Source organism: Pseudomonas sp. TH39(2020) (assembly GCF_016650715.1).
GTDB classification, from domain to species: Bacteria; Pseudomonadota; Gammaproteobacteria; order Pseudomonadales; family Pseudomonadaceae; genus Aquipseudomonas; species Aquipseudomonas mandelii_C.
Window position 1 is genome coordinate 572,579 of the sequence record NZ_JAEKFF010000007.1, and the last position, 26,402, is coordinate 598,980.

General features: G+C 60.1%; 25 protein-coding genes. 21 read left to right on the forward strand and 4 right to left on the reverse strand.

The features are described from left to right. Positions 1–183 precede the first annotated feature (183 nt). The 15 genes from JFU47_RS23055 (at position 184) to JFU47_RS23125 (ending at position 16,805) form a co-directional block, all read left to right on the forward strand. A complete protein-coding gene (locus JFU47_RS23055; protein ID WP_201185879.1) occupies positions 184–906 on the forward strand; it encodes a tellurite resistance TerB family protein in 723 nt (240 codons plus the stop codon). A 287-nt stretch (positions 907–1,193) separates the two neighbouring features. Further along, a complete protein-coding gene (locus JFU47_RS23060) occupies positions 1,194–2,816 on the forward strand; it encodes a methyl-accepting chemotaxis protein (protein ID WP_140677716.1) in 1,623 nt (540 codons plus the stop codon). Continuing rightward, positions 2,816–3,352, forward strand: coding sequence for a chemotaxis protein CheW (locus JFU47_RS23065; protein WP_201185888.1), 537 nt, complete (start codon positions 2,816–2,818; stop codon positions 3,350–3,352). Before JFU47_RS23060 ends, JFU47_RS23065 begins: the two co-directional genes overlap by 1 nt. Beyond that, positions 3,349–4,623 (forward strand): CheR family methyltransferase, encoded by a 1,275-nt coding sequence (locus tag JFU47_RS23070; protein WP_201185889.1) that lies wholly within the window; start codon positions 3,349–3,351, stop codon positions 4,621–4,623. Before JFU47_RS23065 ends, JFU47_RS23070 begins: the two co-directional genes overlap by 4 nt. After that, a complete protein-coding gene (locus JFU47_RS23075) occupies positions 4,620–5,303 on the forward strand; it encodes a chemotaxis protein CheW (protein WP_140677710.1) in 684 nt (227 codons plus the stop codon). The genes JFU47_RS23070 and JFU47_RS23075 overlap by 4 nt, the downstream gene beginning before the upstream one ends. Beyond that, a complete protein-coding gene (locus tag JFU47_RS23080; protein WP_201185890.1) occupies positions 5,300–7,588 on the forward strand; it encodes a hybrid sensor histidine kinase/response regulator in 2,289 nt (762 codons plus the stop codon). Before JFU47_RS23075 ends, JFU47_RS23080 begins: the two co-directional genes overlap by 4 nt. Next, entirely contained in the window at positions 7,585–8,595 is a 1,011-nt protein-coding gene (gene cheB, locus JFU47_RS23085) for a chemotaxis response regulator protein-glutamate methylesterase (RefSeq protein WP_201185891.1), read from the forward strand. Before JFU47_RS23080 ends, cheB begins: the two co-directional genes overlap by 4 nt. 48 nt (positions 8,596–8,643) lie before the next feature. Continuing rightward, a complete protein-coding gene (locus JFU47_RS23090; RefSeq protein ID WP_201185892.1) occupies positions 8,644–9,645 on the forward strand; it encodes a response regulator in 1,002 nt (333 codons plus the stop codon). A gap of 288 nt (positions 9,646–9,933) precedes the next feature. Next, positions 9,934–11,029 (forward strand): peptide chain release factor 2 gene (gene prfB, locus JFU47_RS23095; protein ID WP_140677704.1). Its coding sequence is split into 2 segments (ribosomal slippage): positions 9,934–10,005 and positions 10,007–11,029, totalling 1,095 coding nucleotides; the frame shifts between segments, so codons are not numbered across the junction. 71 nt (positions 11,030–11,100) lie between these two features. Beyond that, positions 11,101–12,603 (forward strand): lysine--tRNA ligase, encoded by a 1,503-nt coding sequence (lysS, locus tag JFU47_RS23100; protein WP_111451404.1) that lies wholly within the window; start codon positions 11,101–11,103, stop codon positions 12,601–12,603. Between the two features lie 102 nt (positions 12,604–12,705). Then, entirely contained in the window at positions 12,706–13,422 is a 717-nt protein-coding gene (locus JFU47_RS23105) for a TetR/AcrR family transcriptional regulator (RefSeq protein WP_123365774.1), read from the forward strand. A 126-nt stretch (positions 13,423–13,548) separates the two neighbouring features. Next, entirely contained in the window at positions 13,549–14,103 is a 555-nt protein-coding gene (locus JFU47_RS23110) for a hypothetical protein (RefSeq protein ID WP_140677700.1), read from the forward strand. 36 nt (positions 14,104–14,139) lie between these two features. Further along, positions 14,140–15,417 (forward strand): flavohemoglobin expression-modulating QEGLA motif protein, encoded by a 1,278-nt coding sequence (locus JFU47_RS23115; protein ID WP_201185893.1) that lies wholly within the window; start codon positions 14,140–14,142, stop codon positions 15,415–15,417. A gap of 147 nt (positions 15,418–15,564) precedes the next feature. Next, the gene (locus JFU47_RS23120; protein ID WP_201185894.1) at positions 15,565–16,479 is read left to right on the forward strand and encodes an alpha/beta hydrolase; all 915 of its coding nucleotides are present in this window, start codon (positions 15,565–15,567) and stop codon (positions 16,477–16,479) included. Then, a complete protein-coding gene (locus JFU47_RS23125; RefSeq protein WP_033056344.1) occupies positions 16,476–16,805 on the forward strand; it encodes a hypothetical protein in 330 nt (109 codons plus the stop codon). The genes JFU47_RS23120 and JFU47_RS23125 overlap by 4 nt, the downstream gene beginning before the upstream one ends. Before the next feature lie 78 nt (positions 16,806–16,883). Here the strand turns inward: JFU47_RS23125 and JFU47_RS23130 are convergent, their stop codons facing one another. The 4 genes from JFU47_RS23130 to JFU47_RS23145 all read right to left on the reverse strand — a co-directional run bounded on the left by JFU47_RS23130 (position 16,884) and on the right by JFU47_RS23145 (position 19,475). Then, complete coding sequence (locus JFU47_RS23130) at positions 16,884–17,672, reverse strand: OmpA family protein (protein ID WP_140677694.1); 789 nt, start codon at positions 17,670–17,672, stop codon at positions 16,884–16,886. A gap of 49 nt (positions 17,673–17,721) precedes the next feature. Beyond that, complete coding sequence (locus JFU47_RS23135; RefSeq protein ID WP_201185895.1) at positions 17,722–18,120, reverse strand: DUF4398 domain-containing protein; 399 nt, start codon at positions 18,118–18,120, stop codon at positions 17,722–17,724. A gap of 289 nt (positions 18,121–18,409) precedes the next feature. Then, the gene (locus tag JFU47_RS23140; RefSeq protein ID WP_046048158.1) at positions 18,410–18,754 is read right to left on the reverse strand and encodes a hypothetical protein; all 345 of its coding nucleotides are present in this window, start codon (positions 18,752–18,754) and stop codon (positions 18,410–18,412) included. 484 nt (positions 18,755–19,238) lie between these two features. Beyond that, a complete protein-coding gene (locus JFU47_RS23145; protein WP_201185896.1) occupies positions 19,239–19,475 on the reverse strand; it encodes a hypothetical protein in 237 nt (78 codons plus the stop codon). Positions 19,476–19,811: 336 nt separating this feature from the next. On the opposite strand from JFU47_RS23145, the gene ppc reads away from it, so the two are divergent. The 6 genes from ppc (at position 19,812) to JFU47_RS23175 (ending at position 26,401) form a co-directional block, all read left to right on the forward strand. After that, positions 19,812–22,442, forward strand: a complete 2,631-nt coding sequence (gene ppc, locus JFU47_RS23150) for a phosphoenolpyruvate carboxylase (protein ID WP_140677689.1) — start codon at positions 19,812–19,814, stop codon at positions 22,440–22,442. Between the two features lie 289 nt (positions 22,443–22,731). Next, the gene (adk, locus tag JFU47_RS23155) at positions 22,732–23,379 is read left to right on the forward strand and encodes an adenylate kinase (RefSeq protein ID WP_201185897.1); all 648 of its coding nucleotides are present in this window, start codon (positions 22,732–22,734) and stop codon (positions 23,377–23,379) included. 93 nt (positions 23,380–23,472) lie between these two features. Next, on the forward strand, positions 23,473–24,147 hold the full coding sequence (tsaB, locus tag JFU47_RS23160) for a tRNA (adenosine(37)-N6)-threonylcarbamoyltransferase complex dimerization subunit type 1 TsaB (RefSeq protein ID WP_201185898.1): 675 nt from the start codon (positions 23,473–23,475) through the stop codon (positions 24,145–24,147). Positions 24,148–24,380: 233 nt separating this feature from the next. After that, positions 24,381–24,686, forward strand: a complete 306-nt coding sequence (locus JFU47_RS23165; RefSeq protein ID WP_095128122.1) for a hypothetical protein — start codon at positions 24,381–24,383, stop codon at positions 24,684–24,686. Beyond that, positions 24,686–25,546 (forward strand): DUF72 domain-containing protein, encoded by an 861-nt coding sequence (locus tag JFU47_RS23170; RefSeq protein WP_201185899.1) that lies wholly within the window; start codon positions 24,686–24,688, stop codon positions 25,544–25,546. Before JFU47_RS23165 ends, JFU47_RS23170 begins: the two co-directional genes overlap by 1 nt. A 33-nt stretch (positions 25,547–25,579) precedes the next feature. Next, positions 25,580–26,401, forward strand: a complete 822-nt coding sequence (locus JFU47_RS23175) for an isocitrate lyase/PEP mutase family protein (protein WP_201185900.1) — start codon at positions 25,580–25,582, stop codon at positions 26,399–26,401. The last annotated feature ends 1 nt before the right edge of the window (position 26,402 follow it).

The window sequence follows — 26,402 nt, forward strand, 5'->3', positions numbered from 1 at the left end:
AAAGTACCCGGTGGGCGGTTTTTATAGATTTGCTTGAGTGTATATCTATTTTTCTGAAGGGCCGTGGTCAGATGAACGGTGCTGCGCAACATCTCGAAGCACTCTCGCCCCCGAATGCCGGGCACTTTCGATCTAGGCTGGTGGCCTTATTGATCCGGTTAACCCCTTTTTTGGAGGCGGAAAATGAACACGCGTGGATTGCTCGATCAGCTACTCAAGTCCGGTCAGGACATGTTGCAGAACAAGGCCGGCGGCTCACAAAACAAGAACTCTGGTGGTGGCTTGGGCGGATTGCTCGGCGGCAGCGGCGGTTCGGGCGGCCTCGGCAGCCTGCTTTCGGGCGCCGGCGGCGGTGCGTTGGCGGCAGGTGCCATGGGCCTGTTGCTTGGCAGCAAAAAGGCACGCAACGTCGGCGGCAAAGTCGCCATCTACGGCGGCCTCGCGGCGCTCGGCGTCATTGCCTACAAGGCCTACGGTAATTGGCAGGCCCAGCAGGGCACTGCGCCGAAGACTGAACCGCAAACACTCGACCGTCTGCCTCCAGCGCAAGTCGAATTACATAGCCAGGCGATACTCAAGGCGCTGGTTGCGGCGGCCAAAGCCGATGGCCACGTTGATGAACGCGAGCGTGCATTGATAGAAGGCGAATTCACCAAACTCGACAACGATCAGGAATTGCAGCAGTGGCTGCATGCCGAACTCAGCAAGCCGCTCGACCCGACAGAAGTCGCCCGCGCAGCCAGCACGCCGGAAATGGCTGCCGAGATGTACATCGCCAGCGTGATGCTGGTGGATGAAGAGAGCTTCATGGAAAAGTCCTACCTCGATGAACTTGCACGTCAGTTGAAGCTTGAGCCGGGGTTGAAGGCTGAGTTGGAGAAGCAAGTTCGCCAGGCTTCTATCTAAGCGTTGTTTAAAAAAGCGCGTTCCGAGAGGACTCTGGGTAACCTCGATCCACCGGAGTCGGTGTGCAGTCAGTTAATCCGCGTCATCGTTCTTCGCGAGCAGGCTCGCTCCCACATAGATCGTGTGTGGGAGCGAGCCTGCTCGCGATGGCATTTTCAGCAGCACCACAGATTTTATTGTCATTCCACGACCCGTTTCTTCCGATTTACCCCTGGCAACAGTCTTATAGATGAAACACAGCCCTCGGCTATACTCCGCAGCATTTGAACCGCACCCGAGGACTGACTGTGAAGAACTGGACGTTGCGCCAACGCATCTTGGCGAGCTTTGCGGTGATTATCGCCATCATGCTGCTGATGGTCGTCGTCTCGTATTCCCGGCTGTTGAAGATCGAAACCAGCGAAGCCAGCGTTCGTGAAGACGCGCTGCCTGGGGTGTATTACAGCGCCATGATTCGTGGTGCCTGGGTCGACAGTTTCATCCTGACCCAGGAAATGCTTGGTTTTAGGGAAGGGCAGGGCATCAGCACTGAAGATGCCGCAGACTTCAAATCCTTTGAGGTGCATCTGCACGAGCAGATGAATAACTATCGCGGCACCATCACCACGGATGAAGACAAGGTCGAGTACGCCGACTTTGAAAAGCGCTATGACAATTACAACAAGGCCCTGGCTGCCGTGCTCGATTTGCATAAGCGCAATCAGGAAGCCGAAGCCATCAAGATGTTCAACGAGCAACTGACCCCGGCCTGGACCGCGGGTCGAATGAAGCTCAATGACATCATCCGCGAAAATAAAACGCTGGCCGACCAGGAAATCGCGAACATCGATGACGCCGTGGACACCGCGAAAGTCATCATGGGCATCTCCCTGCTGATCGCGGTGCTGGCCGCCGGTCTCTGCGGTCTGCTGTTGATGCGCGCAATCATGGCGCCGATGAACCGGATCGTCGAAATTCTCGAGGTCATGCGCGCCGGTGATCTCAGCAACCGCCTGAACCTGGAACGCAAGGACGAATTTGGCGCCGTCGAAACCGGCTTCAACGACATGATGACCGAGCTGACGTCCCTGGTGTCCCAGGCCCAGCGTTCCTCGGTGCAGGTCACCACCTCGGTGACCGAGATCGCTGCCACCTCCAAGCAACAGCAAGCGACCGCCACCGAAACCGCCGCCACCACCACCGAAATTGGCGCAACGTCCCGTGAGATTGCGGCCACTTCGCGGGATCTGGTGCGCACGATGACCGAAGTCTCCACCGCCGCCGATCAGGCCTCGGTGCTCGCCGGTTCCGGGCAGCAAGGCCTGGCGCGGATGGAAGAGACCATGCACTCAGTGATGGGCGCGGCTGATCTGGTCAACGCCAAACTGGCGATCCTCAATGAGAAGGCCGGCAACATCAATCAGGTGGTGGTGACCATCGTCAAGGTCGCCGACCAGACCAATCTGCTGTCGCTCAACGCGGCGATTGAGGCCGAAAAGGCCGGTGAGTACGGCCGCGGTTTTGCCGTGGTCGCCACCGAAGTGCGGCGTCTGGCGGACCAGACTGCCGTCGCCACGTACGACATCGAGCAGATGGTGCGCGAGATCCAGTCGGCGGTGTCGGCCGGGGTCATGGGCATGGACAAGTTCTCCGAAGAAGTGCGCCGCGGCATGTCCGAGGTGCAGCAAGTCGGCGAGCAGTTATCGCAGATCATCCATCAGGTTCAGGCGCTGGCGCCGCGGGTGTTGATGGTCAACGAAGGCATGCAGGCCCAGGCCACGGGCGCGGAGCAGATCAACCACGCGCTGGTGCAGTTGGGCGATGCCAGCAGCCAGACCGTCGAGTCCCTGCGCCAAGCCAGTTTCGCCATCGACGAACTGAGCCAGGTGGCCGTAGGGCTGCGCAGCGGCGTTTCGCGATTCAAAGTCTGATGAGCGAACCCACGGCCAAACGCATCGCCGTGAAGCCGGCGCTGCAATCATTGTTTCTGGTGTTCCGCATCGGCAATGAGCGCTATGCCCTGCAGGCCATTGAGGTGGCGGAAGTGCTGCCGTGTCTGCCGTTGAAACCGATTCCTCGCGCGCCGGACTGGGTGGCCGGGGTGTTCGCCTACCGCGGTGCGGTGGTGCCGGTGATCGACCTCAGTGCGCTGACGTTCGGCCAACCGGCCCAGGCCCGCACCAGCACCCGCTTGGTGCTGGTCCATTACCGTCCGGATGAAACCGTTGAAGCGCAATTGCTCGGGCTGATTCTGGAGCAGGCTACCGATACCTTGCGCTGCAACCCGGCGGATTTTCAGCCCTATGGCCTCGACAATCGTCAGGCGCCATACCTCGGGCCGGTGCGTGAAGATGCCCAGGGTTTGCTGCAATGGGTGCGGGTCGCCGACTTACTCGACGATCAGGTTCGCGCGCTGCTGTTTCCGTCGCAGCCTCTGAACCTGGCGCTGCTTGAGGAGCGGCCATGAGCAGTGATCAACGGTTTTTCGATTTCCTCAAAGAGCGCATCGGTCTCGACGTGACCTCGGTGGGGCCTGCGATCATCGAGCGTGCGGTGCGCCAGCGCAGCACGGCGTCCAAGGCGCTGACGGCCGATGAGTACTGGCACACCTTGCAGGGTTCGCAGGACGAGCAGCAGGCGCTGATCGAAGCGGTAATTGTCCCCGAGACCTGGTTTTTCCGTTACCCGGAATCCTTCGCCACTTTGGCGAAACTGGCCAGCAAACGCCTGAGCGACATCAACAACATGCGCGCGCTGCGGATTCTCAGCCTGCCGTGTTCCACCGGTGAAGAACCGTATTCCATCGCCATGGCGTTGCTCGATGCCGGGTTACAGCCGCACCAGTTCAAGGTCGAAGGCATGGACGTCAGCCCGTTGTCGGTGGAAAAAGCCCGGCGCGCGCTGTACGGCAAGAATTCGTTCCGGGGTCAGGACATCGCCTTTCGCGACCGGCATTTCACCGCCGAGGGCGAGGAGGGCTATCGCCTCAGCGGGCGAGTGCTCGAACAAGTGCGTTTGCAGGTCGGCAATCTGCTGGATCCGACGTTGCTGGCCAACGAGCCACCCTATGACTTTGTGTTTTGCCGCAACCTGCTGATCTATTTCGATCAGCCGACCCAGCAGCAAGTGTTCGAAGTGCTCAAGCGTTTGACCCATGTGGATGGCGTGCTGTTTATCGGCCCGGCCGAGGGCAGTTTGCTCGGCCGTTTTGGCATGCGTTCGATCGGCATCCCGCAGTCCTTTGCGTTCAGTCGTCAGAGCGCACCAGAGCCTGCGCCCATTGCGACGTTCGTGCCGACGCTTCTGCCCGTGCGCCAACCGGTGCGCAGCGTGGCGCCGCCGCCCGTTCTCAGTCGGCCCTTCGCAACGGTAGCGCCGCTACCTGTCGTGACGAAAGTCGCCAACCCGGACAAGGCCGCGCTGCTGGCGAACATCGCCGCGCTGGCCAACGAAGGCAAAAGTGCCGAGGCCCGCGCCGCGTGCGAGAGCTATTTGCGCAGTCATGAACCCGTGGCCCAAGTCTTCTACTGGCTGGGCTTGCTCAGCGATGTCGCCGGCAGAGTCCTTGAGGCTCAGGGTTTTTATCGCAAGGCGTTGTACCTCGACCCGCAACATCCCGACGCGTTGATGCACCTGGCGGCGTTGCTGCAATCCTTGGGCGACACGGCGGGAGCCAGACGATTGCAGGACCGCGCCGCCCGCAGCGAGCGCGCCGCTGACAGTGAGCGTAACCGATGAACGCCGCCGACACCTTTAGCCTCACCCATGAAGATGCCCAGGCCATCGACGACTGCTGGAACCGCATCGGTATCCACGGCGACAAGTCCTGCCCGCTACTGAGCGATCACATTCACTGCCGCAATTGCGCGGTGTATTCGGCGGCGGCTACGCGCTTGCTCGACCGCTACGCGTTACAGCAGGAAGACCGAGGGCAAGTCTCCAGGACGGTCGAGAGCGAGGTGAAGACCCGTTCGCTGCTGATGTTCCGTCTGGGCGAAGAATGGCTGGCCCTGGCCACTCGCAGTCTGGTGGAGGTGGCGCCGCTGCAAGCGATTCATTCCCTGCCGCACCAACGCTCCCGGGCCTTGCTCGGCGTGGCGAATGTGCGCGGCGCGTTGGTGGCGTGCCTGTCGCTGGTGGAATTGCTCGGGCTCGACGGCGCCAGCCGCGTGGCGTCCGGCGCGCGGGTCATGCCGCGAATGCTGATCATTGCCGCTCACGGCGGACCGGTGGTGGTACCGGTGGATGAAGTGGACGGGATTCACGCCATCGACGAAAGCATCCTCGAGGCGGCGTCCCGCTCCGGCACCCAGGCCAGCGCCAAATACACCCGTGGCGTGTTGCAATTCAAAGGTCGCAGCCTGCGGTGGCTGGATGAAGAACAGCTGTTGTCCGCCGTGACCCGGAGCCTTACATGACCCCCGAGCAAATGCGTGACGCCTCTTTGCTGGAACTGTTCAGTCTGGAAGCCGAGGCCCAGACGCTGGTGCTGAGCGCAGGTCTTTTGGCGCTGGAGCGCGACCCGACCCAGGCCGATCACCTCGAATCGTGCATGCGCGCGGCGCACTCGCTCAAGGGCGCGGCGCGGATTGTCGGCGTCGATGCCGGGGTCAGCGTCGCGCATGTGATGGAAGATTGCCTGGTCAGTGCCCAGGAAGGGCGCCTGTACCTGCGGCCCGAGCACATCGATGCCTTGTTGCAAGGCACCGATTTGCTGATGCGCATTGCGACACCGGACAACAACCCTGGACTGGTGGAAATCGAGGCCTATGGGGTGTTGATGGCGCGGTTGCTGGATCCGATGGCGGTGCCCGCGCCGGTCACTGCGCCTGTCGCCCCGGTGATGGCGGAACTTCAGCTCGAACCACCGACGCCCAAGGTCGAGGTGCTAATCCCGGTCGCCGAACTGCAACCCGCAGAGCCGCCGCGCAAGGCTAAACGCACCACCGAAAACGGCGAGCGGGTACTGCGAGTCACGGCCGAGCGCCTGAACAGCCTGCTTGACCTGTCGAGCAAATCCCTGGTGGAAACCCTGCGGCTCAAACCGCACCTGGCCACCATGCAACGCCTCAAGCGTATGCAGAACAAAGGCCTGCGGGCCCTGGAAAACCTCAACGTCCACCTCAAGGAACATGCCTTGAGTCTGGAAGCACAAGAAGCCCTCGATGACGCGCGTCGGCTGCTGGCTGAGTCTCAGCAATTGCTGGTGGAAAAGAACGCCGAACTGGATGAGTTCGCCTGGCAGGCCAGTCAACGGGCGCAAGTGTTGTACGACACCGCGCTGGCCTGCCGCATGCGGCCGTTTGCCGATGTGTTGGCTGGGCAAGAGCGCATGGTCCGCGACCTCGGTCGCAGCCTTGGCAAGCAGGTGCGACTGGAGATCGAGGGCGAGAAAACCCAAGTCGACCGCGACGTGTTGGAGAAACTTGAAGCACCGCTGACTCACCTGCTGCGCAATGCCGTGGATCACGGCATCGAATCCCCGGAGCAACGGCTATTGGCGGGTAAACCCGCTGAAGGCCTGATCCGTTTGCGCGCTTCCCATCAGGCCGGTCTGTTGGTGCTGGAACTGAGCGATGACGGCAATGGCGTCGATCTGGAAAAGGTCCGCCGCAGCATCATCGAACGCCAATTGTCCCCGGCCGAAACCGCCGCGCAATTGAGTGAAGAAGAGCTGCTGACCTTCCTGTTTCTACCGGGTTTCAGCCTGCGCGACACGGTCACCGAAGTCTCCGGGCGCGGCGTCGGACTGGATGCGGTCCAACACATGGTCCGTCAGGTGCGCGGCGCTGTCGTACTGGAGCAGACGGCGGGCGAGGGCAGTCGCTTCCATCTCGAAGTGCCGCTGACCCTGTCGGTGGTGCGCAGTCTGGTGGTGGAAGTGGGTGACGAGGCGTATGCCTTCCCGCTGGCGCACATCGAACGGATGTGCGATCTGGAGCCGGCGGACATTGTCCAGGTCGAAGGCCGTCAGCATTTCTGGCACGAAGGTCGACATGTCGGGCTGGTCGCGGCCAGTCAGCTGTTGCAGCGTCCGGCGAGCCAGAACAGTCAGCAAACCCTCAAAGTGGTGGTGATTCGCGAGCGCGAGGCGATTTACGGCGTGGCGGTCGAGCGTTTTATCGGCGAGCGGACGTTGGTCGTTTTGCCTCTGGACGAGCGTCTGGGCAAGGTGCAGGACATTTCCGCCGGGGCCTTGCTCGACGATGGTTCGGTGGTGCTGATCGTCGACGTCGAAGACATGCTGCGTTCGGTGGACAAACTGCTCAATACCGGGCGTCTTGAGCGCATTGCCCGTCAAGGCAGCCAGGCGGTTGAAGCGGCTCGAAAACGGATTCTGGTGGTCGACGATTCGCTGACCGTGCGTGAGCTGCAACGCAAGTTGCTACTCAATCGAGGCTACGACGTGGCGGTGGCGGTGGACGGAATGGATGGCTGGAACGCCTTGCGATCGGAGGATTTCGATCTGCTGATCACCGACATCGATATGCCACGCATGGATGGCATCGAACTGGTGACTTTATTGCGTCGGGACAATCGCCTGCAATCCCTTCCGGTGATGGTGGTGTCTTACAAGGATCGTGAAGAGGACCGTCGCCGTGGACTGGACGCTGGAGCCGACTATTATCTAGCCAAAGCCAGTTTTCATGACGACGCCCTGCTTGACGCGGTGGTTGAGCTCATTGGAGGAGCGCGTGCATGAGAATAGCGATCGTCAACGACATGCCCATGGCGGTGGAGGCTCTGCGCCGCGCCTTGGCATTCGAACCGGCGCACGAGGTGGTCTGGGTCGCCAGTAATGGGGCCGAGGCGGTGCAGCGTTGCGCTGAAAATACGCCGGATCTGATTCTGATGGACCTGATCATGCCCGTGATGGATGGCGTGGAGGCGACCCGGCGGATCATGGCGGATACTCCGTGCGCAATTGTCATCGTTACGGTCGACCGCGAGCAGAACGTGCATCGGGTGTTTGAGGCCATGGGCCACGGCGCACTGGATGTGGTCGATACGCCGGCCATCGGTGCCGGCAATGCGCAAGAGGCAGCAGCCCCGTTACTGCGCAAGATCATCAACATCGGTTGGCTGATCGGTGACCGGGGCAATCGGGAGCGAGCCGCCCCGAGCCCGCACCGCAGTTCAGGTTCGCGCCAGCACCTGATCGCCATTGGCTCATCGGCAGGTGGCCCGGCCGCGCTGGAAGTATTGCTCAAGGGGTTGCCGCGGGATTTTTCGGCCGCCATCGTGCTGGTGCAGCATGTTGACCAGGTGTTCGCTGCCGGTATGGCCGAATGGCTCAGCAGCGCCAGCGGACTGAATGTGCGCCTGGCCCAGGAGGGCGAGCCTCCGCAGGCCGGCGCGGTGCTGCTGGCGGGCACCAACCACCATATTCGCTTGTTGAAAAACGGCACGCTGGCCTACACCGCCGAACCGGTCAACGAGATCTACCGGCCCTCGATCGATGTGTTCTTCGAGAGCGTGGCCAATTACTGGAATGGCGATGCCGTGGGTGTTTTGCTCACCGGCATGGGACGCGATGGGGCACAGGGGCTTAAACTCATGCGCCAACAGGGCTACCTGACCATCGCTCAGGATCAGCACAGCAGTGCAGTGTATGGAATGCCGAAGGCGGCAGCGGCCATCGATGCGGCGATGGAAATCCGCCCACTGGACAAGATAGCGCCACGATTGCTGGAGATATTCCCCAAATGAAGAATTTTCACAGCAATCCTGGACCAAGTAGTACTCAGGTGACTGCCCATGAATGATTTACAGCTCGACGACTTCAAAACCGACGAAAACGCCGCCATGGTGTTGTTGGTGGACGATCAGGCAATGATCGGCGAGGCGGTGCGCCGCGGGTTGTCGAACGAAGATAACATCGACTTCCACTTTTGCGCCGACCCGCACCAGGCCATCGCCCAGGCGATCCGCATCAAACCGACGGTGATCCTCCAGGATCTGGTGATGCCCGGTCTTGACGGCTTGAGTCTGGTGCGCGAGTACCGCAACCATCCGGCGACCAAGGACATCCCGATCATTGTCCTGTCGACCAAGGAAGACCCGCTGATCAAAAGCGCGGCGTTTGCAGCCGGGGCCAATGATTACCTGGTCAAGTTGCCGGACAACATCGAACTGGTGGCGCGCATTCGCTATCACTCGCGCTCCTACATGACGTTGCTGCAGCGTGACGCAGCGTATCGCGCGTTGCGGGTCAGCCAGCAGCAGTTGCTCGACACCAACCTGGTGCTGCAACGCTTGATGAACTCAGACGGCCTGACCGGGCTGTCGAACCGCCGGCATTTCGACGAATACCTGGAGCTGGAGTGGCGCCGTTCGCTGCGTGACCAGAGTCAATTGTCGTTGCTGATGATCGATGTGGATTACTTCAAGTCTTACAACGACAGTTTCGGCCACCTTGAAGGCGATGAAGCCTTGCGCAAAGTGGCTACGGCGATTCGTGATGCCAGTGCGCGACCTTCGGACCTGCCGGCCCGTTACGGCGGCGAAGAGTTCGTTCTGGTGCTACCCAATACGTCGCTGGGCGGTGCCCGGCTGGTGGCGGAAAAACTGCGCCAGACCGTAGCTTCGCTAAAGATTCCGCATGTTTTCCCGGTCGAAGGTTCGAGCCTGACCATCAGCATCGGCCTGTCGACCATGACCCCGCAACCGGGCGGCGATTGCCGTCAATTGATCTCGGCGGCGGATAAGGGGCTGTATCTGGCGAAGAACAATGGGCGTAATCAGGTGGGGATTGAGTAAGTCGTTGAAACACGATGCATTGTTGTAGCAGCTGCCGAGCCTGCGAGGCTGCGTTCGAGGACGAAGTCCTCGCCAACCCTGTACACGCGGGTTGCCTGAATGACCGCGTTGTCCGGTTTTACGACTGCTTCGCAGCCGAACGCAGCCTCGCGGGCTCGGCAGCTGCTATAAGTGTTCGCCGTTTAGCCAAAACCATTCGCCCCTAAAGCCGCCAGGCGGGCTGCCGTGACAGCCTGATTACGTTATACTCGCCGGCTTTCAAAAGTTCGCCAACGAGTGCTGCCCGCCATGGAAATCAACCCGATCCTTAACAGTATCAAGGACCTGTCCGAGCGCTCCGAAACTATTCGGGGGTATCTTTGACTACGATCAAAAGCATGAGCGTCTGACTGAAGTCAATCGCGAGCTTGAAGATCCGAATGTCTGGAACAACCCGACGTACGCTCAGGAGCTGGGCCGCGAGCGGTCCCTGCTGGCTCAGATCGTCGAAACCCTCGACGAAATGCACACAGGCCTGGCCGACGCCAAAGACCTGCTGCTGATGTCCGCCGAAGAAGAAGACCAGGCCGCCGTCGATGACGTCGCTGCTGAAGTCGAGCGTCTGCGCGAGTCCCTGGAAAAACTCGAATTCCGTCGCATGTTCAGCGGTGAGATGGACGCCAACAACGCCTACCTGGACATCCAGGCCGGCTCCGGCGGCACCGAGGCTCAGGACTGGGCCAACATCCTGCTGCGCATGTACCTGCGCTGGGCTGACAAACGCGGTTTCGACGCGACCATCATGGAACTGTCAGCCGGTGAAGTCGCCGGTATCAAAGGCGCCACGATCCATATCAAGGGCGAATACGCCTTTGGCTGGTTGCGTACCGAAATTGGCGTGCACCGTCTGGTGCGCAAGAGCCCGTACGACTCCGGTAACCGTCGGCACACCTCGTTCTCGGCCGTGTTCGTGTCGCCGGAAATCGATGACAACATCGAAATTGACATCAACCCGTCGGACCTGCGCATCGATACCTACCGCTCCTCCGGTGCCGGTGGTCAGCACGTAAACACCACCGACTCGGCCGTCCGTATTACGCACGTACCGACCAACACCGTGGTCAGCTGCCAGAACGAACGCTCCCAGCACGCGAACAAAGACACCGCGATGAAAATGTTGCGGGCGCGCTTGTACGAGCAGGAAGTGCAGAAACGCAACGCCGCCTCCCAGGCCCTGGAAGACACCAAGTCGGACATCGGCTGGGGTCACCAGATTCGCTCTTACGTGCTCGATCAGTCGCGAATCAAGGATTTGCGTACTAACGTCGAACGCAGTGACTGCGACAAGGTGCTCGACGGCGACATCGACGAATACCTGGTGGCCAGCCTGAAGCAAGGCCTGTAAACCGCCAGTCAAGACCTTAAGTCCCCTGCCACCCGCGGGGGCAACGAACCTGTGATGGAATTTTTAAAGACATGAGCGACCTAGAACTCGACCCGCAAGCCCTGCAACAGGAAGAAAACTCCCTGATCGCCCTGCGCAAGGAAAAGCTGGCTGCCGAGCGCGCCAAGGGCAATGCCTTCCCGAACGACTTCCGCCGCGACAACTACTGCGAAGACTTGCAGAAACAGTACGCGGACAAGACCAAGGAAGAGCTGGCAGAGGCTGCAATCCCGGTCAAGGTTGCCGGTCGCATCATGCTCAACCGTGGCTCGTTCATGGTGATCCAGGACATGACCGGTCGCATCCAGGTCTACGTCAACCGTAAAACCCTGTCCGAAGAAACCCTGGCCTCGGTGAAAACCTGGGACATGGGCGACATCATTGCAGCCGTTGGCACCCTGGCCCGTTCCGGCAAGGGTGACCTGTACGTTGAAATGACTGAAGTGCGCCTGCTGACCAAGTCCCTGCGTCCGCTGCCGGACAAACACCACGGCCTGACCGACACTGAACAGCGCTACCGCCAGCGTTACGTTGACCTGATCGTCAACGAAGACGTGCGCCAGACCTTCCGCGTGCGTTCGCAAGTGATTGCGCACATTCGCAGCTTCCTGATGCAACGTGACTTCCTGGAAGTGGAAACGCCGATGCTGCAAACCATTCCGGGTGGCGCGGCGGCCAAGCCGTTCGAGACTCACCACAACGCGCTGGACCTGGAAATGTTCCTGCGTATCGCGCCTGAGCTGTACCTCAAGCGCCTCGTTGTTGGCGGCTTCGAGAAAGTTTTCGAGATCAACCGCAACTTCCGTAACGAAGGCGTTTCGACTCGTCACAACCCTGAATTCACCATGTTGGAGTTCTACCAGGCTTACGCCGACTACGAAGACAACATGGACCTGACCGAAGAGCTGTTCCGCGAACTGGCGCAGCTGGTTCTGGGCAGCACCGACGTGCCTTACGGCGACAAAGTGTTCCACTTCGGTGAACCGTTCGTGCGTCTGTCGGTGTTCGACTCGATCCTCAAGTACAACCCTGAGCTGACCGCTGACGACCTGACTGACATCGAAAAGGCCCGCGCCATCGCCAAGAAGGCCGGCGCCAAGGTGCTGGGCTTCGAAGGTCTGGGCAAATTGCAGGTGATGATTTTCGAAGAGCTGGTAGAGCATAAGCTGGAGCAGCCGCACTTCATCACTCAATACCCGTTCGAAGTGTCGCCGCTGGCCCGTCGTAACGACGACAACCCGAACGTCACCGACCGTTTCGAACTGTTCATCGGTGGCCGCGAAATCGCCAACGCCTACTCCGAGTTGAACGATGCGGAAGACCAGGCCGAGCGCTTCATGGCTCAGGTGGCTGACAAGGACGCCGGCGACGACGAGGCCATGCATTACGACGCCGACTTCGTTCGCGCGCTGGAGTACGGCATGCCGCCAACCGCCGGTGAAGGTATCGGCATCGACCGTCTGGTGATGCTGTTGACCAACTCCCCGTCGATCCGCGACGTGATCCTGTTCCCGCACATGCGGCCACAAGCGTAAGTGTTTCAATAAAAAAGCCGCCTAAAACAGGCGGCTTTTTATTGCCTGTCTGGTACAAACGTATCAATTGGTTACTTTTGAAGTAAGAGAGGAATACCTGTCGTGAACCGTGCAATTGCTCAAGAGGGTGCAGCGGACGTCGCCACTGCGGTCGCTGAAAGTGTTCAGTACCAGGGTCGCAAGGCTAGCCGACAGGGCAGTGAGCAGCGTCGACAGGACATTCTCGATGCGGCGATGCGCATTGTCGTGCGCGATGGCGTGCGGGCCGTGCGTCACCGTGCGGTGGCCGCCGAGGCCGGTGTGCCGCTGTCGGCCACCACTTACTATTTCAAGGATATCGATGACCTGCTCACCGATACCTTTGCCCAATACGTGGAACGCAGCGCGGCGTTCATGGCCAAGCTGTGGGCCAACAACGAAGGCCTGTTGCGCGAGATGGTGGCTTATGGCGATGGCAGCCCCGAGTCCCGTTCACAGCTGGCCGACGATATTGCACGTCTGACCGCCGATTATGTGCAGCGCCAATTGCTCAACCGTCGCGAGCACTTGATGGCCGAGCAGGCGTTCCGTCAGGAGGCCCTGTTGAACCCGCGCCTGGCGGAGTTGGTGCGCTCGCATCAGCAAATTCTTCTGCAAGGCACCTGCCATTTTTTCGAGGTATTGGGTTCCCGCGAGCCACAACAGGATGCCAAAGTGTTGACGGCGATTATCGGACGGATGGAATATCAGGGCCTGCTCAACGACGCCGAGCCTGTCGCCGAAGCCGAAATGCTCGGCATCCTCACGCGGTATATGCACCTGGTATTGGCGTCGGTGTAACCCTTGTGGGAGCGGGCTTGCTCGCGAATACGGTGTGTCAGTCGACATTAATGTTGAATGTTCAATCGCATTCGCGAGCAAGCCCGCTCCCACATTAGGTCCGTGTGTGTTCAAAGGGAGTGTTGAATGAAAGCCTGGCGTGTCGTTGTGATCGCCTTGTCGTTCCTGCTGCTCAGCGGCTGTCTGGTGACCTTCAAGGAGCCGCTGCCCTCGAGCGAGCCCGTGCCTAAAGGGTTGCTCGGCAAATGGACCAGCACCAATGCCTGGGGCGAACCGCTGAATCTGGAACTGACACGCCTGGGCGACAATCACTATCAGGCCGTCAGCTACTTCAAGGCTAAACCCAAGGAGCGCGAAGCCTATCCCTTCACGGTGACCCGCCATGGCAGTCGCTGGTACCTGTCGGCCAAGGTGCCGACGCAATTCGGTGGGCATTTCACGCTCTTGGGTTTTGAACTCACCGACAAGCATGAACTGGTGGTCTATAACCTCGACCTCGAGCAGATCAACCAGGCCCTGAGGCAAAAAGTCCTCAGCGGCGAAGGCTTCCAGACCGACGACGGTGACGGCGTGTTGATCAACAACAATCTGGACCAGGTCTTCGCCTACCTCGACGACCCGGCCAATTCCGATGTGTTCGTCGAGGCTGTGCGCTATCAGCGCCTGGCCAAAGCCAAATAAACCCAGCACGTAACGGTTTTTCTACAGGAGTTTCGGGTGGACGATTACCAGCAGTCGATACGCATTTTGTCCGATCGCATTGTGCTGGCGCAGACGCCGATTCGCGTCCTCGATGCAGTCAAGTGGGACGACAGCATCCGCAAGGGTTTCCTCAAGGCCAAGGGCAAGGAAATGCCGGCGGTGGACCGCGATTACTACCTGAACCGGCCGCTGGCGTTCGACTCCAGCAAGGTGAAGCTGGAATTCCAGAACATCGAACGCGACATCACCCGTCAGCTCGGACAGTTCAACCCGGTTGGCCAGATCATGCGCCGCATGTGCAAGGAATACCGGATGGTGGTGCGCATGCTCGAAGCGCGCGGCACCGAGGATTTCGGGCTGATTTCACAGGAGCTTTACGGTGCCGCTTCCGACGCGTTCCACGCCGGCGATCCGACCCTTTCCGACCTGGGCCTGATGCTCTCGGATTACCTGAACAACATCGATGGCCGTGGCGACCTGAAGGACGAACCGAAAATCCTCACCGCCAAGGAAGCCGTCCACCTGCTGCAAACCCGCTTGAACAAGGTATTTGGCGAGGCCGAGGAAACCATTCGGGTATTCGAGTCCGACGGGATCGTCGCCGATGCGGCGGCTGGCGCCGACTACATCAAGATCCGTGCCGATGCGATGTTCAACGAGCGTGACGTGCGCGCCCTGGAAGTCCACGAAGGGCTGGTGCATGTGGGCACCACGCTCAATGGTCTGAACCAGCCGATCTGCACCTTCCTCTCCAAAGGTCCGCCGTCGTCGACGGTGACTCAGGAAGGCCTGGCGATCCTGATGGAAATCATCACCTTCGCCTCGTACCCGAGTCGCCTGCGCAAACTGACCAACCGCACCCGCGCCATTCACATGGTGGAGGAGGGCGCGGACTTCCTGCAGATCTTCGAGTTCTTCCGTGAGCAAGGTTTTGAAATGGCAGAAAGCTACGGCAACGCCAGTCGGGTTTTCCGTGGCTCGGTGCCGACAGGTCTGCCATTTACCAAAGACTTGTCCTACCTCAAGGGCTTTATCATGGTTTACAACTACATTCAGTTGGCCGTGCGTAAAGGCAAGCTTGAGCAGATACCGCTGCTGTTTTGCGGCAAGACCACACTGGAAGACATGCGCACCTTGCGCCAGTTGGTGGATGAAGGGCTGGTGGTGCCACCGAAGTATTTGCCGGATCAGTTCCGTGACCTGAACGCGCTGTCGGCGTGGATGTGCTTCTCCAACTTCCTCAATCACCTGAGCCTGGACCGGATCGAAGCGGATTACTCCAATATTTTGTAAGCCTGTCGAGATCCCCTGTGGGAGCGAGCCTGCTCGCGAAAACGGTGTATCAGCCAACAGAAGCATTGGATGTTAAACCGCTTTCGCGAGCAGGCTCGCTCCCACATTTGGTCCTTGTTTCAACCCATTTTTGCGAGGTTTCATCGGATGCGAATCCTCGGCTTCTTCTGCCTTCTCCTGACCTTGAGCGGCTGCAGTTCGCTGCTGTTCTACCCCGAGCCCGGCCAGCTGTTTACCCCGGAAAAAGCCAAACTCGAATACCGCGACGTCACCCTGACCACCGCCGACGGCCTCAAGCTGCACGGCTGGTGGTTGCCGGCCAAACAAGGTGTCGAGGTCAAAGGCACGGTGCTGCACTTGCACGGAAACGGCGGCAATCTGCCCATGCACCTTGGGGGGAGCTGGTGGTTGCCGAAAGAAGGGTATCAAGTGCTGCTGCTGGACTATCGCGGTTACGGTCTGTCCGAGGGTGAACCGACCCTGCCAGAGATCTACCAGGACATCGACGCCGCGTTCAAATGGCTCGATCAGGCGCCGGAGGTCAAGGGCAAGCCGCTGATCCTCCTGGGGCAAAGCCTCGGCGGTTCGATGGCCGTGCATTACCTGGTTCAGCACCCCGAGCGCCAGAAACAACTCAAGGCCTTCGTCCTCGATGGCGTGCCCGCCAGTTACCGCAGTGTCGGTCGCTATGCGTTGAGCAACTCCTGGGTGTTCTGGACGTTCCAGGTCCCGCTATCGTGGCTGGTGCCGGATGGAGACAGCGCGATCAACTCCATGGCGCAGCTCAACGGTGTACCGAAACTGATCTACCACAGCATTGACGATCCGATCGTGCCCCTTTCCAACGGCATCCGTCTGTATCAAGCTGCGCCGCCGCCGCGTGTGCTGCAACTGACCCGTGGCGGTCATGTGCAGACATTCGCCGACCCGGTCTGGCGCAAAGTCATGCTGCGTTTTCTCGACGACCCGCAGCATTTCAACGGTCTGCGCCGCCTGGGCGAAGTCCCGAATTACCCGGCGCCGAAAAATTCTGAAGATGAACCACCAGAGAGTCCGCAATGAGTGAAGAACGTAACGCCATCCCGCTGATCATCACCGGTATCTGCAGCATCCTCGGTACTGTCGGAGCCCTGTGGTTCTACGGCTACCTGCACTTCGCCAAACCCGAAGATGCGCTGCTGCTCAGCGACTTCACCATGCTCAAGACGGTGCCGGGCGAAGACTACAAAGTCTCCCTGGAACCGGCCCCGCAAGTCGCGCAGTGCATCGATGGCGTGCTGGTGATGTTCGACACCGAACAGAAAGGCCTGAGCGGCGTGTTGGTCAACAACAAGAAAAAAGCCGTGCGCTGCATGGGTGAGGAAACCCCGCAGAAGCTGCAACCGTAACGCACGCGAAAAGATCTTAAAAACAGAAGCCCCGCCTGATCGACTCAGGCGGGGCTTTTGCGTTAAAGCGGGTTCAACTCAGTTCGAGCTGACCGCCGAACGCGGGATCACCGGCTGGTTGTCGTTGGAAATGGTCACTTCCACCCGACGGTTCATCGCACGGCCCGAGACGCTGCTGTTCTCGGCCACCGGGTATTCCTTGCCGTAACCCTGCGCCACGATGCGCGCTGGATCAACGCCCATTTTCACCAGCGCCATGCGCACGGAGCCGGCACGACGCTCGGACAGCGACAGGTTGTGGTTCGAAGTGCCCGTACTGTCGGTGTAGCCCTCGACGATCACTTTGCGATCAGGGTTTTCCGAGAGGAACTGCGCCAGTTTGTTGATATTCACCAGACCGCTGGACTTCAGATCAGCCCTGTCAGTGGCAAACAACACATCACCGAACGTCACCAAGGTGCCGCGATCGGTCTGCTTGGCGTTCAGGCTGTCCTGCAATTGCTTGATCTGCGCGTCGCGGGCATCCAGACGAGCCTGGGCACGCTGCGCAGAAGCATTTTTCAGATTGGCTTCGGCGTTGCGCAGGGCGATGGTCTGTTTCGCCACTTCAACACGTTGATTGGTCAAGTAAGCCAGTTGGTCGACCGTGGCCTGGTTTTCTTTGTCCTGGTAAGCCTTGTCGGCCTTGTCCAGGTAATCGCTGGCTTCTTTGGTTTCCAGCGCCGCGACTTTGCTGGCTTGCGGGTTGGTTTGCAGGCCGGTGTAGTTGGTGCGGGCCTGTTCCAGGTTCGCGTTCGGCGGCGTGGAGCAGGCAGCCAGTGCAACGCTTGCGGCCAGCAGGGCAGGGATCATCAATTGTTTACGCATGGTGGTTTCGTCCTTTTAGTCGAGTAAGAAATACGTCGTGCCGCGCCGCTTACTGCACGGTGCGCTGGCTTTCCTGACGCAATTCTTGAACACCTTTCTGAGAGTCCTTCACAGCCTGTTCAGCTTTGATAGCCTGGGCTTTGCGTTCAGCCACGCGAGCGTCCCACTCGGCCTGTTCGGCCAGGACTTTGGCTTCGTCATACTTTTTGTCGTGCATGGCGATTTCGGCTTGTTTGAGCTTGTCCTGCGCGGACTTCATTTCCACTGCCGCGAATTCGGTACCGCCGGCACTGACGGCGCTGTTGACCGCCGATTCCGTCACGGCGAATTGCTCGCTTGGCGGGTTGCCGGCACAACCGGCCAGAATGAAGCTGCCGCCGATGGCCAGTGCTGCCAGTTTCAGGCCGCGCAGGTGGTTGAACGAGGATTGGGAAGTTCGGGTCTTCATGGTTTCAACTCCATTGGAAAAACTCCTGAAAAACTTAAAAATCCATCCTGGGCAAGGAGCCGCAACCTTCAATTTCCGGGGGTGTTTTAAATCGGCCGTCCCAGGCGTGGTTAATGGGTGTGACCCGAGGCGTTTTTCGAAAGTTCAGAGAATATGGCCTATTGCCCGAAAAAACTTTGACCGGGCGGACAAGGCTCTAAACCGGGAATTCTTACCGCAAGCAGCAGTATTCCCGGCCCTGTAGGGGGCCAGGAATACGCATTTTTGGAGGGGGAAAGAAGTGCGGTAATCAGTGTTTCTGTTTGTCGTCGACGGCCGACAAATCGTGCAAATGACGACGGGACAATGCGAGAAAACGCGGAGTCGGACCGACGTCTTCGTACAGCGGATCACCTTCTTCGTCGGTGGCCACGACGGTCGAGCCCTTCACATACGGAAAGCTCTTTTCGAGCTCTTCCAGGGCGGCGCCGATCAGCTCGCCGAGCAGTTCTTCGGGCTGCCGTTTGGGGTACATCTCGATAATGGCCGCCAGCCGTGCGGCGGCCTCCACATCCAGATGAATCGAGTATCCGGTGTCGGTCAGGCGACCCTTGGCGTTTTCTTCCCAGTGATGGGCAAGCTCGCGGATTTTCATAGTGACCTCAATGCGCACCTGCTCGTGGCAGGCAGTGTCAGTGTCCGGCAATCGCCGGCTGCAGCCGTTGTACGGCTTACTCTTCAGACTAGCTTTAACGCCCAAGGTTTAAAGTCCCTTCGTCGTCTAATGCCGTTGGGGGGATCGGGTGTATATCCGTTTCTTCGGTGATGGCTGATTACGGTTTCGCTTTTACAGCGAGTCACTTTCGAAAAGCGCGAAAGTAACCAAAGCGCTTTTGCCACTTTCGTTCGGTGCCTCGCCTAGGCTCGGCATGCCCTCGCTCCGGTCCTGCTCCGTGGGCCCGCCGCCATCGGCCATCCATGGCCGGGGGCGGCTAACCCGGCATCCATGCCGGGTTGCCCACTGCGCAGAACCTCCACTCGGCCTCTCGAGGCGGCGGTGCATCAAGATCAAAAGCTGCAGGCGAGCTAACGCTCGGCCTGTTGAGTGGTGAGAAGCAAAAGCTGTACGCCGAACTGCTTTATGTGGGAGCGGGCTTGCTCGCGAAGCTGTTGATCTTGCCGTTGCCGTTGCCGTTGCCGTTGCCGTTGCCGTTGCCGTTGCCGTTGCCGTTGCCGTTGCCGTTGCCGTTGCCGTTGCCGTTGCCGTTGCCGTTGCCGTTGCCGTTGCCGTTGCTTTGGCTTTTGATTTTGATTTTGATTTGTTGCCCCTTTCCCAGAGGCCGAACGCAGGCGTTGCGCAGGGGGCACCGCGGCAAGGATGCCGCGGTAGCCGCCCCCGGCCATGGATGGCCGATGGCGGCGGGCCCCCGGAGCAATGCCGGAGTGAGGGCATGCCGAGCCTAGGCGAGGCACCGAATGGCGGGGCAAAGCGCTTTGGTTACTTTCGCGCTTTTCGAAAGTGACTCGCTGTAAAAGCGAAACCGCCAGCAGCCATCACCGCAGAAACGGATATGCACCCACCAATCCCCAAAACTTTCTCAGGTGAACAGCATTCCCATCGTCGTCTGCTTGTAAGAACCGCTTTACAGCGGCACTCTCTAACTCAAGAGCATGGACACCAAGTCACCCGGATTTTCGCTGGAGAACTGCTGATGACCGATATTGATGCACGCTTGCGCGAGGATGTTCACCTGTTGGGTGAGCTGTTGGGCAACACCATTCGTGAACAATACGGGGACGGTTTTCTCGACAAGATCGAGCAGATCCGCAAGGGCGCCAAGGCCGACCGTCGCGGTTCAATGGACGCTGAACTGAGCGCCAGCCTCAACCAATTGAGCGAAGAAGAGTTGCTGCCGGTGGCGCGGGCGTTCAACCAGTTTCTCAACCTGGCCAATATCGCCGAGCAATATCAGCTGATTCACCGTCGCGAAGAGTCACAGCCTGCGCCGTTCGAAGCGCGGGTACTGCCGGAACTGCTCGCCCGCCTGAGTGCTGAAGGTCATGGCGCCGAATCACTGGCCCGGCAACTGGGGCGGCTGGAGATCGAACTGGTCCTCACCGCGCACCCGACCGAAGTCGCGCGCCGCACGTTGATCCAGAAGTACGACGCGATTGCCGCGCAACTGGCCGCCCAGGACCATCGCGACCTGACCACTGCCGAACGCGAGCAGATCCAGACCAAGTTGCAGCGCCTGATCGCCGAAGCCTGGCACACCGAAGAAATCCGTCGCACCCGCCCAACCCCCGTGGATGAAGCCAAATGGGGCTTCGCGGTGATCGAGCATTCGCTGTGGCAGGCGATTCCCAACTATTTGCGCAAGGCTGATAAAGCCCTGCATGACGCCACTGGCCTGCACCTCCCACTGGAGGCCGCGCCGATTCGCTTTGCCTCGTGGATGGGCGGTGACCGTGACGGCAACCCCAACGTGACCGCCGCCGTAACCCGTGAAGTCTTGCTGCTGGCGCGGTGGATGGCCGCGGACTTGTACCTGCGCGATGTCGATCACCTGGCGGCCGAGTTGTCGATGCAGCAGGCCAGCGATGACTTGAAGGCGAAGGCCGGGGACAGCGCCGAACCTTACCGCGCGGTGCTTAAACAGTTGCGTGAACGCCTGCGCGCGACGCGTAACTGGGCTCATGCCTCCTTGACGCAGACCACGCCGGCACCCGCCGATGTGTTGCAAAACAACCGCGAGCTGCTTGATCCGCTGGAGCTGTGCTTCCACTCGCTGCATGAGTGCGGCATGGGCGTGATTGCTGATGGGCCGCTGCTCGATTGCCTGCGCCGGGCGGTGACATTCGGGCTGTTCCTGGTACGGCTCGATGTGCGTCAGGACTCGACGCGACACACCGCTGCCATGACCGAGATCACCGATTACCTGGGCCTGGGGCGCTATGAGGACTGGAGCGAGGAAGAGCGCATCGCCTTCCTGATGCGCGAACTGAACAACCGCCGGCCGTTACTGCCGGCGTACTTCAAGCCATCGGCCGACACCGCTGAAGTGTTGGCGACCTGCCGGGAAATCGCTGCCGCACCGGGCGCATCGCTCGGTTCTTATGTGATTTCCATGGCCGGCGCCGCTTCCGACGTGCTGGCCGTGCAACTGCTGCTCAAAGAGTCTGGCGTGTTGCGGCCGATGCGTGTGGTGCCGCTGTTCGAAACCCTGGCCGACCTCGACAACGCCGGCCCGGTGATCGAAAAACTGTTGCTGCTGCCCGGTTATCGCTCGCGCCTGCAAGGGCCGCAGGAAGTGATGATTGGCTACTCCGACTCGGCCAAGGACGCCGGCACGACGGCGGCGGCCTGGGCACAGTATCGGGCGCAGGAGCGCTTGGTCGACATCTGCCGCGAGCAACAAGTGGAACTGCTGTTGTTTCACGGTCGCGGTGGCACCGTGGGGCGCGGTGGCGGCCCGGCACACGCGGCGATTCTGTCGCAGCCGCCGGGTTCGGTGGCGGGGCGTTTCCGTACCACCGAGCAGGGGGAAATGATTCGTTTCAAATTCGGCCTGCCGGACATCGCCGAGCAAAACCTCAATCTGTACCTGGCAGCGGTGTTGGAAGCGACCTTGCTGCCGCCGCCGCCACCGGAGCCTGCCTGGCGCCATTTGATGGACGAATTGGCTGCGGATGGTGTTAGCGCTTATCGCGCCGTGGTGCGGGAAAATCCGCAATTCGTCGAGTATTTCCGCCAGTCCACTCCGGAGCAGGAACTGGGACGCTTGCCGCTGGGCAGTCGCCCGGCCAAGCGCCGCGCCGGCGGGATTGAAAGCCTGCGGGCGATCCCGTGGATCTTCGGCTGGACCCAGACGCGTCTTATGTTGCCGGCCTGGCTCGGCTGGGAAGCGGCGCTGAGCAAGGCACTGGAGCGCGGCGAAGGTGAGCTGCTGGGGCAGATGCGTGAGCAGTGGCCGTTCTTCCGCACGCGCATCGATATGCTGGAAATGGTGTTGGCCAAGGCCGATGCCGATATCGCCCGGTCTTACGATGAGCGTTTGGTCGAGCCGGATCTGCTCCCTTTAGGTGCGCATTTACGCGACCTATTGTCGCAGGCCTGCTCGGTGGTCCTGGGGCTGACCGGTCAGTCGCAGCTACTGGCACATAGCCCAGCCACGCTTGAATTCATCCGCTTGCGCAACACTTACCTCGACCCTCTTCATCTATTACAGGCCGAGTTGTTGGCGCGTTCGCGACAACAGGAAGTGGCGCAGGGCAGCCCGGTAGAACAGGCGCTGCTGGTGTCTGTGGCGGGGATTGCCGCCGGTTTGCGTAATACCGGCTAAGGTTTTCGTCGTGGGGCAAGGCACTCGGCGCGGGCGTCGAGTTGCCTGTGGGCGAGGGGTTGAAAAGTGCTACAAGGCGACAGTTAGTGATGGGGTTGCGACTAGGGGGACCCCGACGAAAGGCCACATCAGGCGCGGGTTTCTCCGACTTTCGGCGGCTTGTGTGGTCCGGGCCTGCTGTGTATCTTGATCAGCCTTTGACCGTTTGGGCGGTCACGATCCTTTTTTTGAGATTGGCCCCACGAGGCGAATCTGACGTTATCTATATAAAAAATTGAGGAGCACATCGATGCGCGTCATTCTGCTGGGAGCTCCCGGGGCCGGTAAAGGTACTCAGGCTAAGTTCATCACCGAAAAATTCGGTATCCCGCAAATCTCCACCGGCGACATGCTGCGTGCCGCGGTCAAGGCCGGCACCGAGCTGGGCCTGATCGCCAAGAGCGTCATGGACAGCGGTGGTCTGGTTTCCGATGACCTGATCATCAACCTGGTCAAGGAACGCATCAGCCAGGCCGATTGCGCCAACGGTTTCCTGTTCGACGGTTTCCCGCGCACCATTCCTCAGGCTGAAGCCCTGGTGAAAGCCGGCGTGGAACTGGATCACGTGGTCGAAATCGCCGTCGACGACGAAGAAATCGTTCAGCGTATCGCTGGTCGTCGCGTTCACGAAGCCAGCGGCCGCGTGTACCACACTGTTTACAACCCGCCGAAAATCGCCGGCAAAGACGACATCACCGGTGAAGCATTGGTGCAGCGCAAGGACGACACCGAAGAAACCGTGCGTCATCGCCTGTCGGTCTATCACTCCCAGACCAAGCCACTGGTAGCGTTTTACCAGAACCTGGCCGCTGATCAGGGCAAGCCGAAGTACAGCCACATTGAAGGCGTCGGCTCGGTTGAAGCGATCACCGGCAAGGTGCTTGAAGCACTGAGCTGAAAAGTCTGAATCGCTTCATCTTCTACGGCCCGCTTGCGGGCCGTAGTTGTTTATACTGGCGCACTTTTTCTGACCTCTCTTACGGAAACATCGATGAGCACCTTGCTGGCCCTGGACACCGCGACTGAAGCTTGCTCCGTTGCCTTGCTGCATGACGGAAAAGTCACGAGCCATTACGAGGTGATCCCGCGCCTGCATGCGCAAAAGCTGCTGCCGATGATTCAGCAGTTGCTGGCGGATGCCGGGACCACCCTGCAAGCGGTCGATGCCATCGCTTTCGGACGTGGTCCGGGTGCGTTCACCGGTGTGCGGATCGCCATCGGCGTGGTGCAGGGGCTGGCATTTGCGCTGGAACGTCCGGTGTTGCCTGTATCGAACCTGGCCGTGCTGGCGCAGCGGGCCTATCGCGAACATGGCGTGAGCCAGGTTGCGGCCGCCATCGATGCGCGCATGGACGAAGTGTATTGGGGGTGCTACCGCGAAACGGCGGGGGAGATGCGGCTGGTCGGCAATGAAGCGGTGCTGCCGCCGGAAGTGGCCGCGTTGCCGGCTGACGCCAGCGGTGAGTGGTTTGGCGCCGGCACTGGCTGGGGTTATGCCGAGCGAATCGCCGTCAGCCTGACCGGGCAGGATGCGGGGATGCTGCCTCACGCTGAGGACCTGCTGACCTTGGCGCGTTTTGCCTGGGCGCGTGGCGAGGCGATCGTGGCTGATGCGGCTCAGCCGGTGTACTTGCGCGATAAAGTGGCGACTCCCAAAGCGCGTTAATTTCCGAGACCGAGTCGGTCCTATCGCGAGCAGGCTCGCTCCCACACGGCTTAGCGCAAAACCTGTCGGAGCGAGCCTGCTCGCGAAGGCGATCTAACGAATGTAGCCAATCGTCGTTTTATATCCCCAGCTTTTAAACCTTTTCCATTTTCTGTGTTCTAGTTATCACTCGGCGGTTTGCGAAGTGGGCTATGCGCCACTAAACTGCCATCATTGATACCGGACATGTACTCATGCGTATAGACGGCGTTCCTTCTCAGTCCTACCCCATCAAGCGCAAGCCTCGCAAAGGCCCTGTGGCGGATGACGACTACGTCGATATCGACGGCGAGCTGGAAATTCCATCCGAAGAGCAAATGGCCGCCCGCGCCGCCAAAGCCTCTGCGCAACGCTTGAGTAATCTCCCCGCCCGTCAACAAGACATGCTTTATCACCGTGCCATGAGCAACAGTGTCGCAAAGGCCCTGGCCAGCTACCTGAGCACCGCCGGTTTTGTCGATTGGGATTCGGATGTGCTGGGCCTCGACCTGTACATCTGATGCGGCTGCCTTACTACCTGGGCTGTCCGTCCTGGAGTGAAAACGCCTGGCGCGACTACCTGTATCCGCAAGACGCCAAACCCGCTGAATTTCTGAATCTCTATTCCCAAGTGTTTAACGCCGTGGAAGGCAATACGACCTTCTACGCGAGCCCGGCTGCAACCACCGTGCAGCGTTGGGCGGAGACCATGCCCGAACACTTTCGCTTCACAGCCAAGTTCCCCGGCGACATCAGCCACAGCGGTGACCTGCGCGAACAATTGACCGCTGCCGACACCTTCCTGCAATTGCTCAGCCCCCTCGGCGAACGGGTTTCACCGCTGTGGCTGCAACTGTCCAAAAGCTTCACGCCGCAACGATTGCCTGAACTGGCCGGTTTTATTGATGCGGTGGACCGGCCTCTGGCGGTTGAAGTGCGGCATGACGAGTTCTTCGCCAAGGGCGATGCCGAGAGAATGCTCAATCGCCTGCTACTGGATCGCGGTGTCGAGCGTATCTGCCTCGATCCCCGCGCGCTGTTCAGCTGCACATCGACCGATCCCTCGGTCCTTCACGCCCAATCGAAAAAGCCCAGGGTGCCGCCCCGTCCGGCCGCCTTCACGCAATGTCCGCAGGTGCGCTTCATCGGCCATCCACAGCTTGAGGCCAACGACCCGTTTCTGGTGCCGTGGGTCGAGAAAATCGCCGTGTGGATCGAAGAGGGTCGTACGCCCTATATCTTCTTGCACACCGCCGACAACCTGCTGGCCGCCAAATTGGCGCAACGTTTTCACGCAAAACTGATGCTGCGTTTGCCTGGCCTGCCGCCGCTGCCTGAGCTATACAGAGAGCCCGCTGCCGAGCAACTTGGCCTGCTCTGAAGCGGATTCCTTGTCCTTTTCAGGAGCCTGCCAATGGATGCGCAAACCCTTCGAGCCCAAGCGTTCAAAGCACTGCACGAACGCGCGGGGGCTTTTGTCATTCCCAACCCTTGGGACGCCGGCTCGGCGAAGATGCTCGCCAGCCTTGGTTTCGAGGCGCTGGCGACCACCAGTGCCGGATACGCCTTTTCCAATGCCCGTCCCGATGGCGCGCTGACGCTGGACGACACCCTGGCAAACGTTCGGGCGATTGTTGCGGCAACAGATCTACCCGTCGCCGTCGATCTGGAAAATGGCTTCGCTGACAATCCTGCGGAATGCGCACAGAGTATTTTGCGTGCGGCAGAGGCCGGCGCGGTCGGCGGCTCTATCGAAGATGCCACCGGCCGTGAAGACGCGCCGATTTACTGCTTCGAACATGCCGTGGCGCGCATTGAGGCTGCCGTGGCAGCCGCTCGCAGCTTGCCGTTTCCCTTTATGTTGACCGCGCGCGCGGAGAACTTTCTGCACGGCAATCCTGATCTCGCCGACACCATTCGCCGCTTGCAGGCGTTTGCCGAAGCGGGTGCCGACGTGCTTTATGCGCCAGGGCTGCGCAGTGCTGAAGATGTGTTGGCGGTGGTCCGCGCTGTGGCGCCGAAACCGGTGAATGTGTTGATGTCTGGCGGACTGAAACTGACGGTCGAGCAGTTGAGCGAAATGGGCGTCAAACGCATCAGCGTCGGTTCGGCTCTGGCCTTGGCAGCCTATGGCGAGTTTTTCCGCGCGGCCGAAGAGATCAAGACGTCGGGCACGTTCGGGTTCACGTCGCGGTCCATGCCGTACGCCCAGGCCAATCAATTGTTCAAAGGCTGAC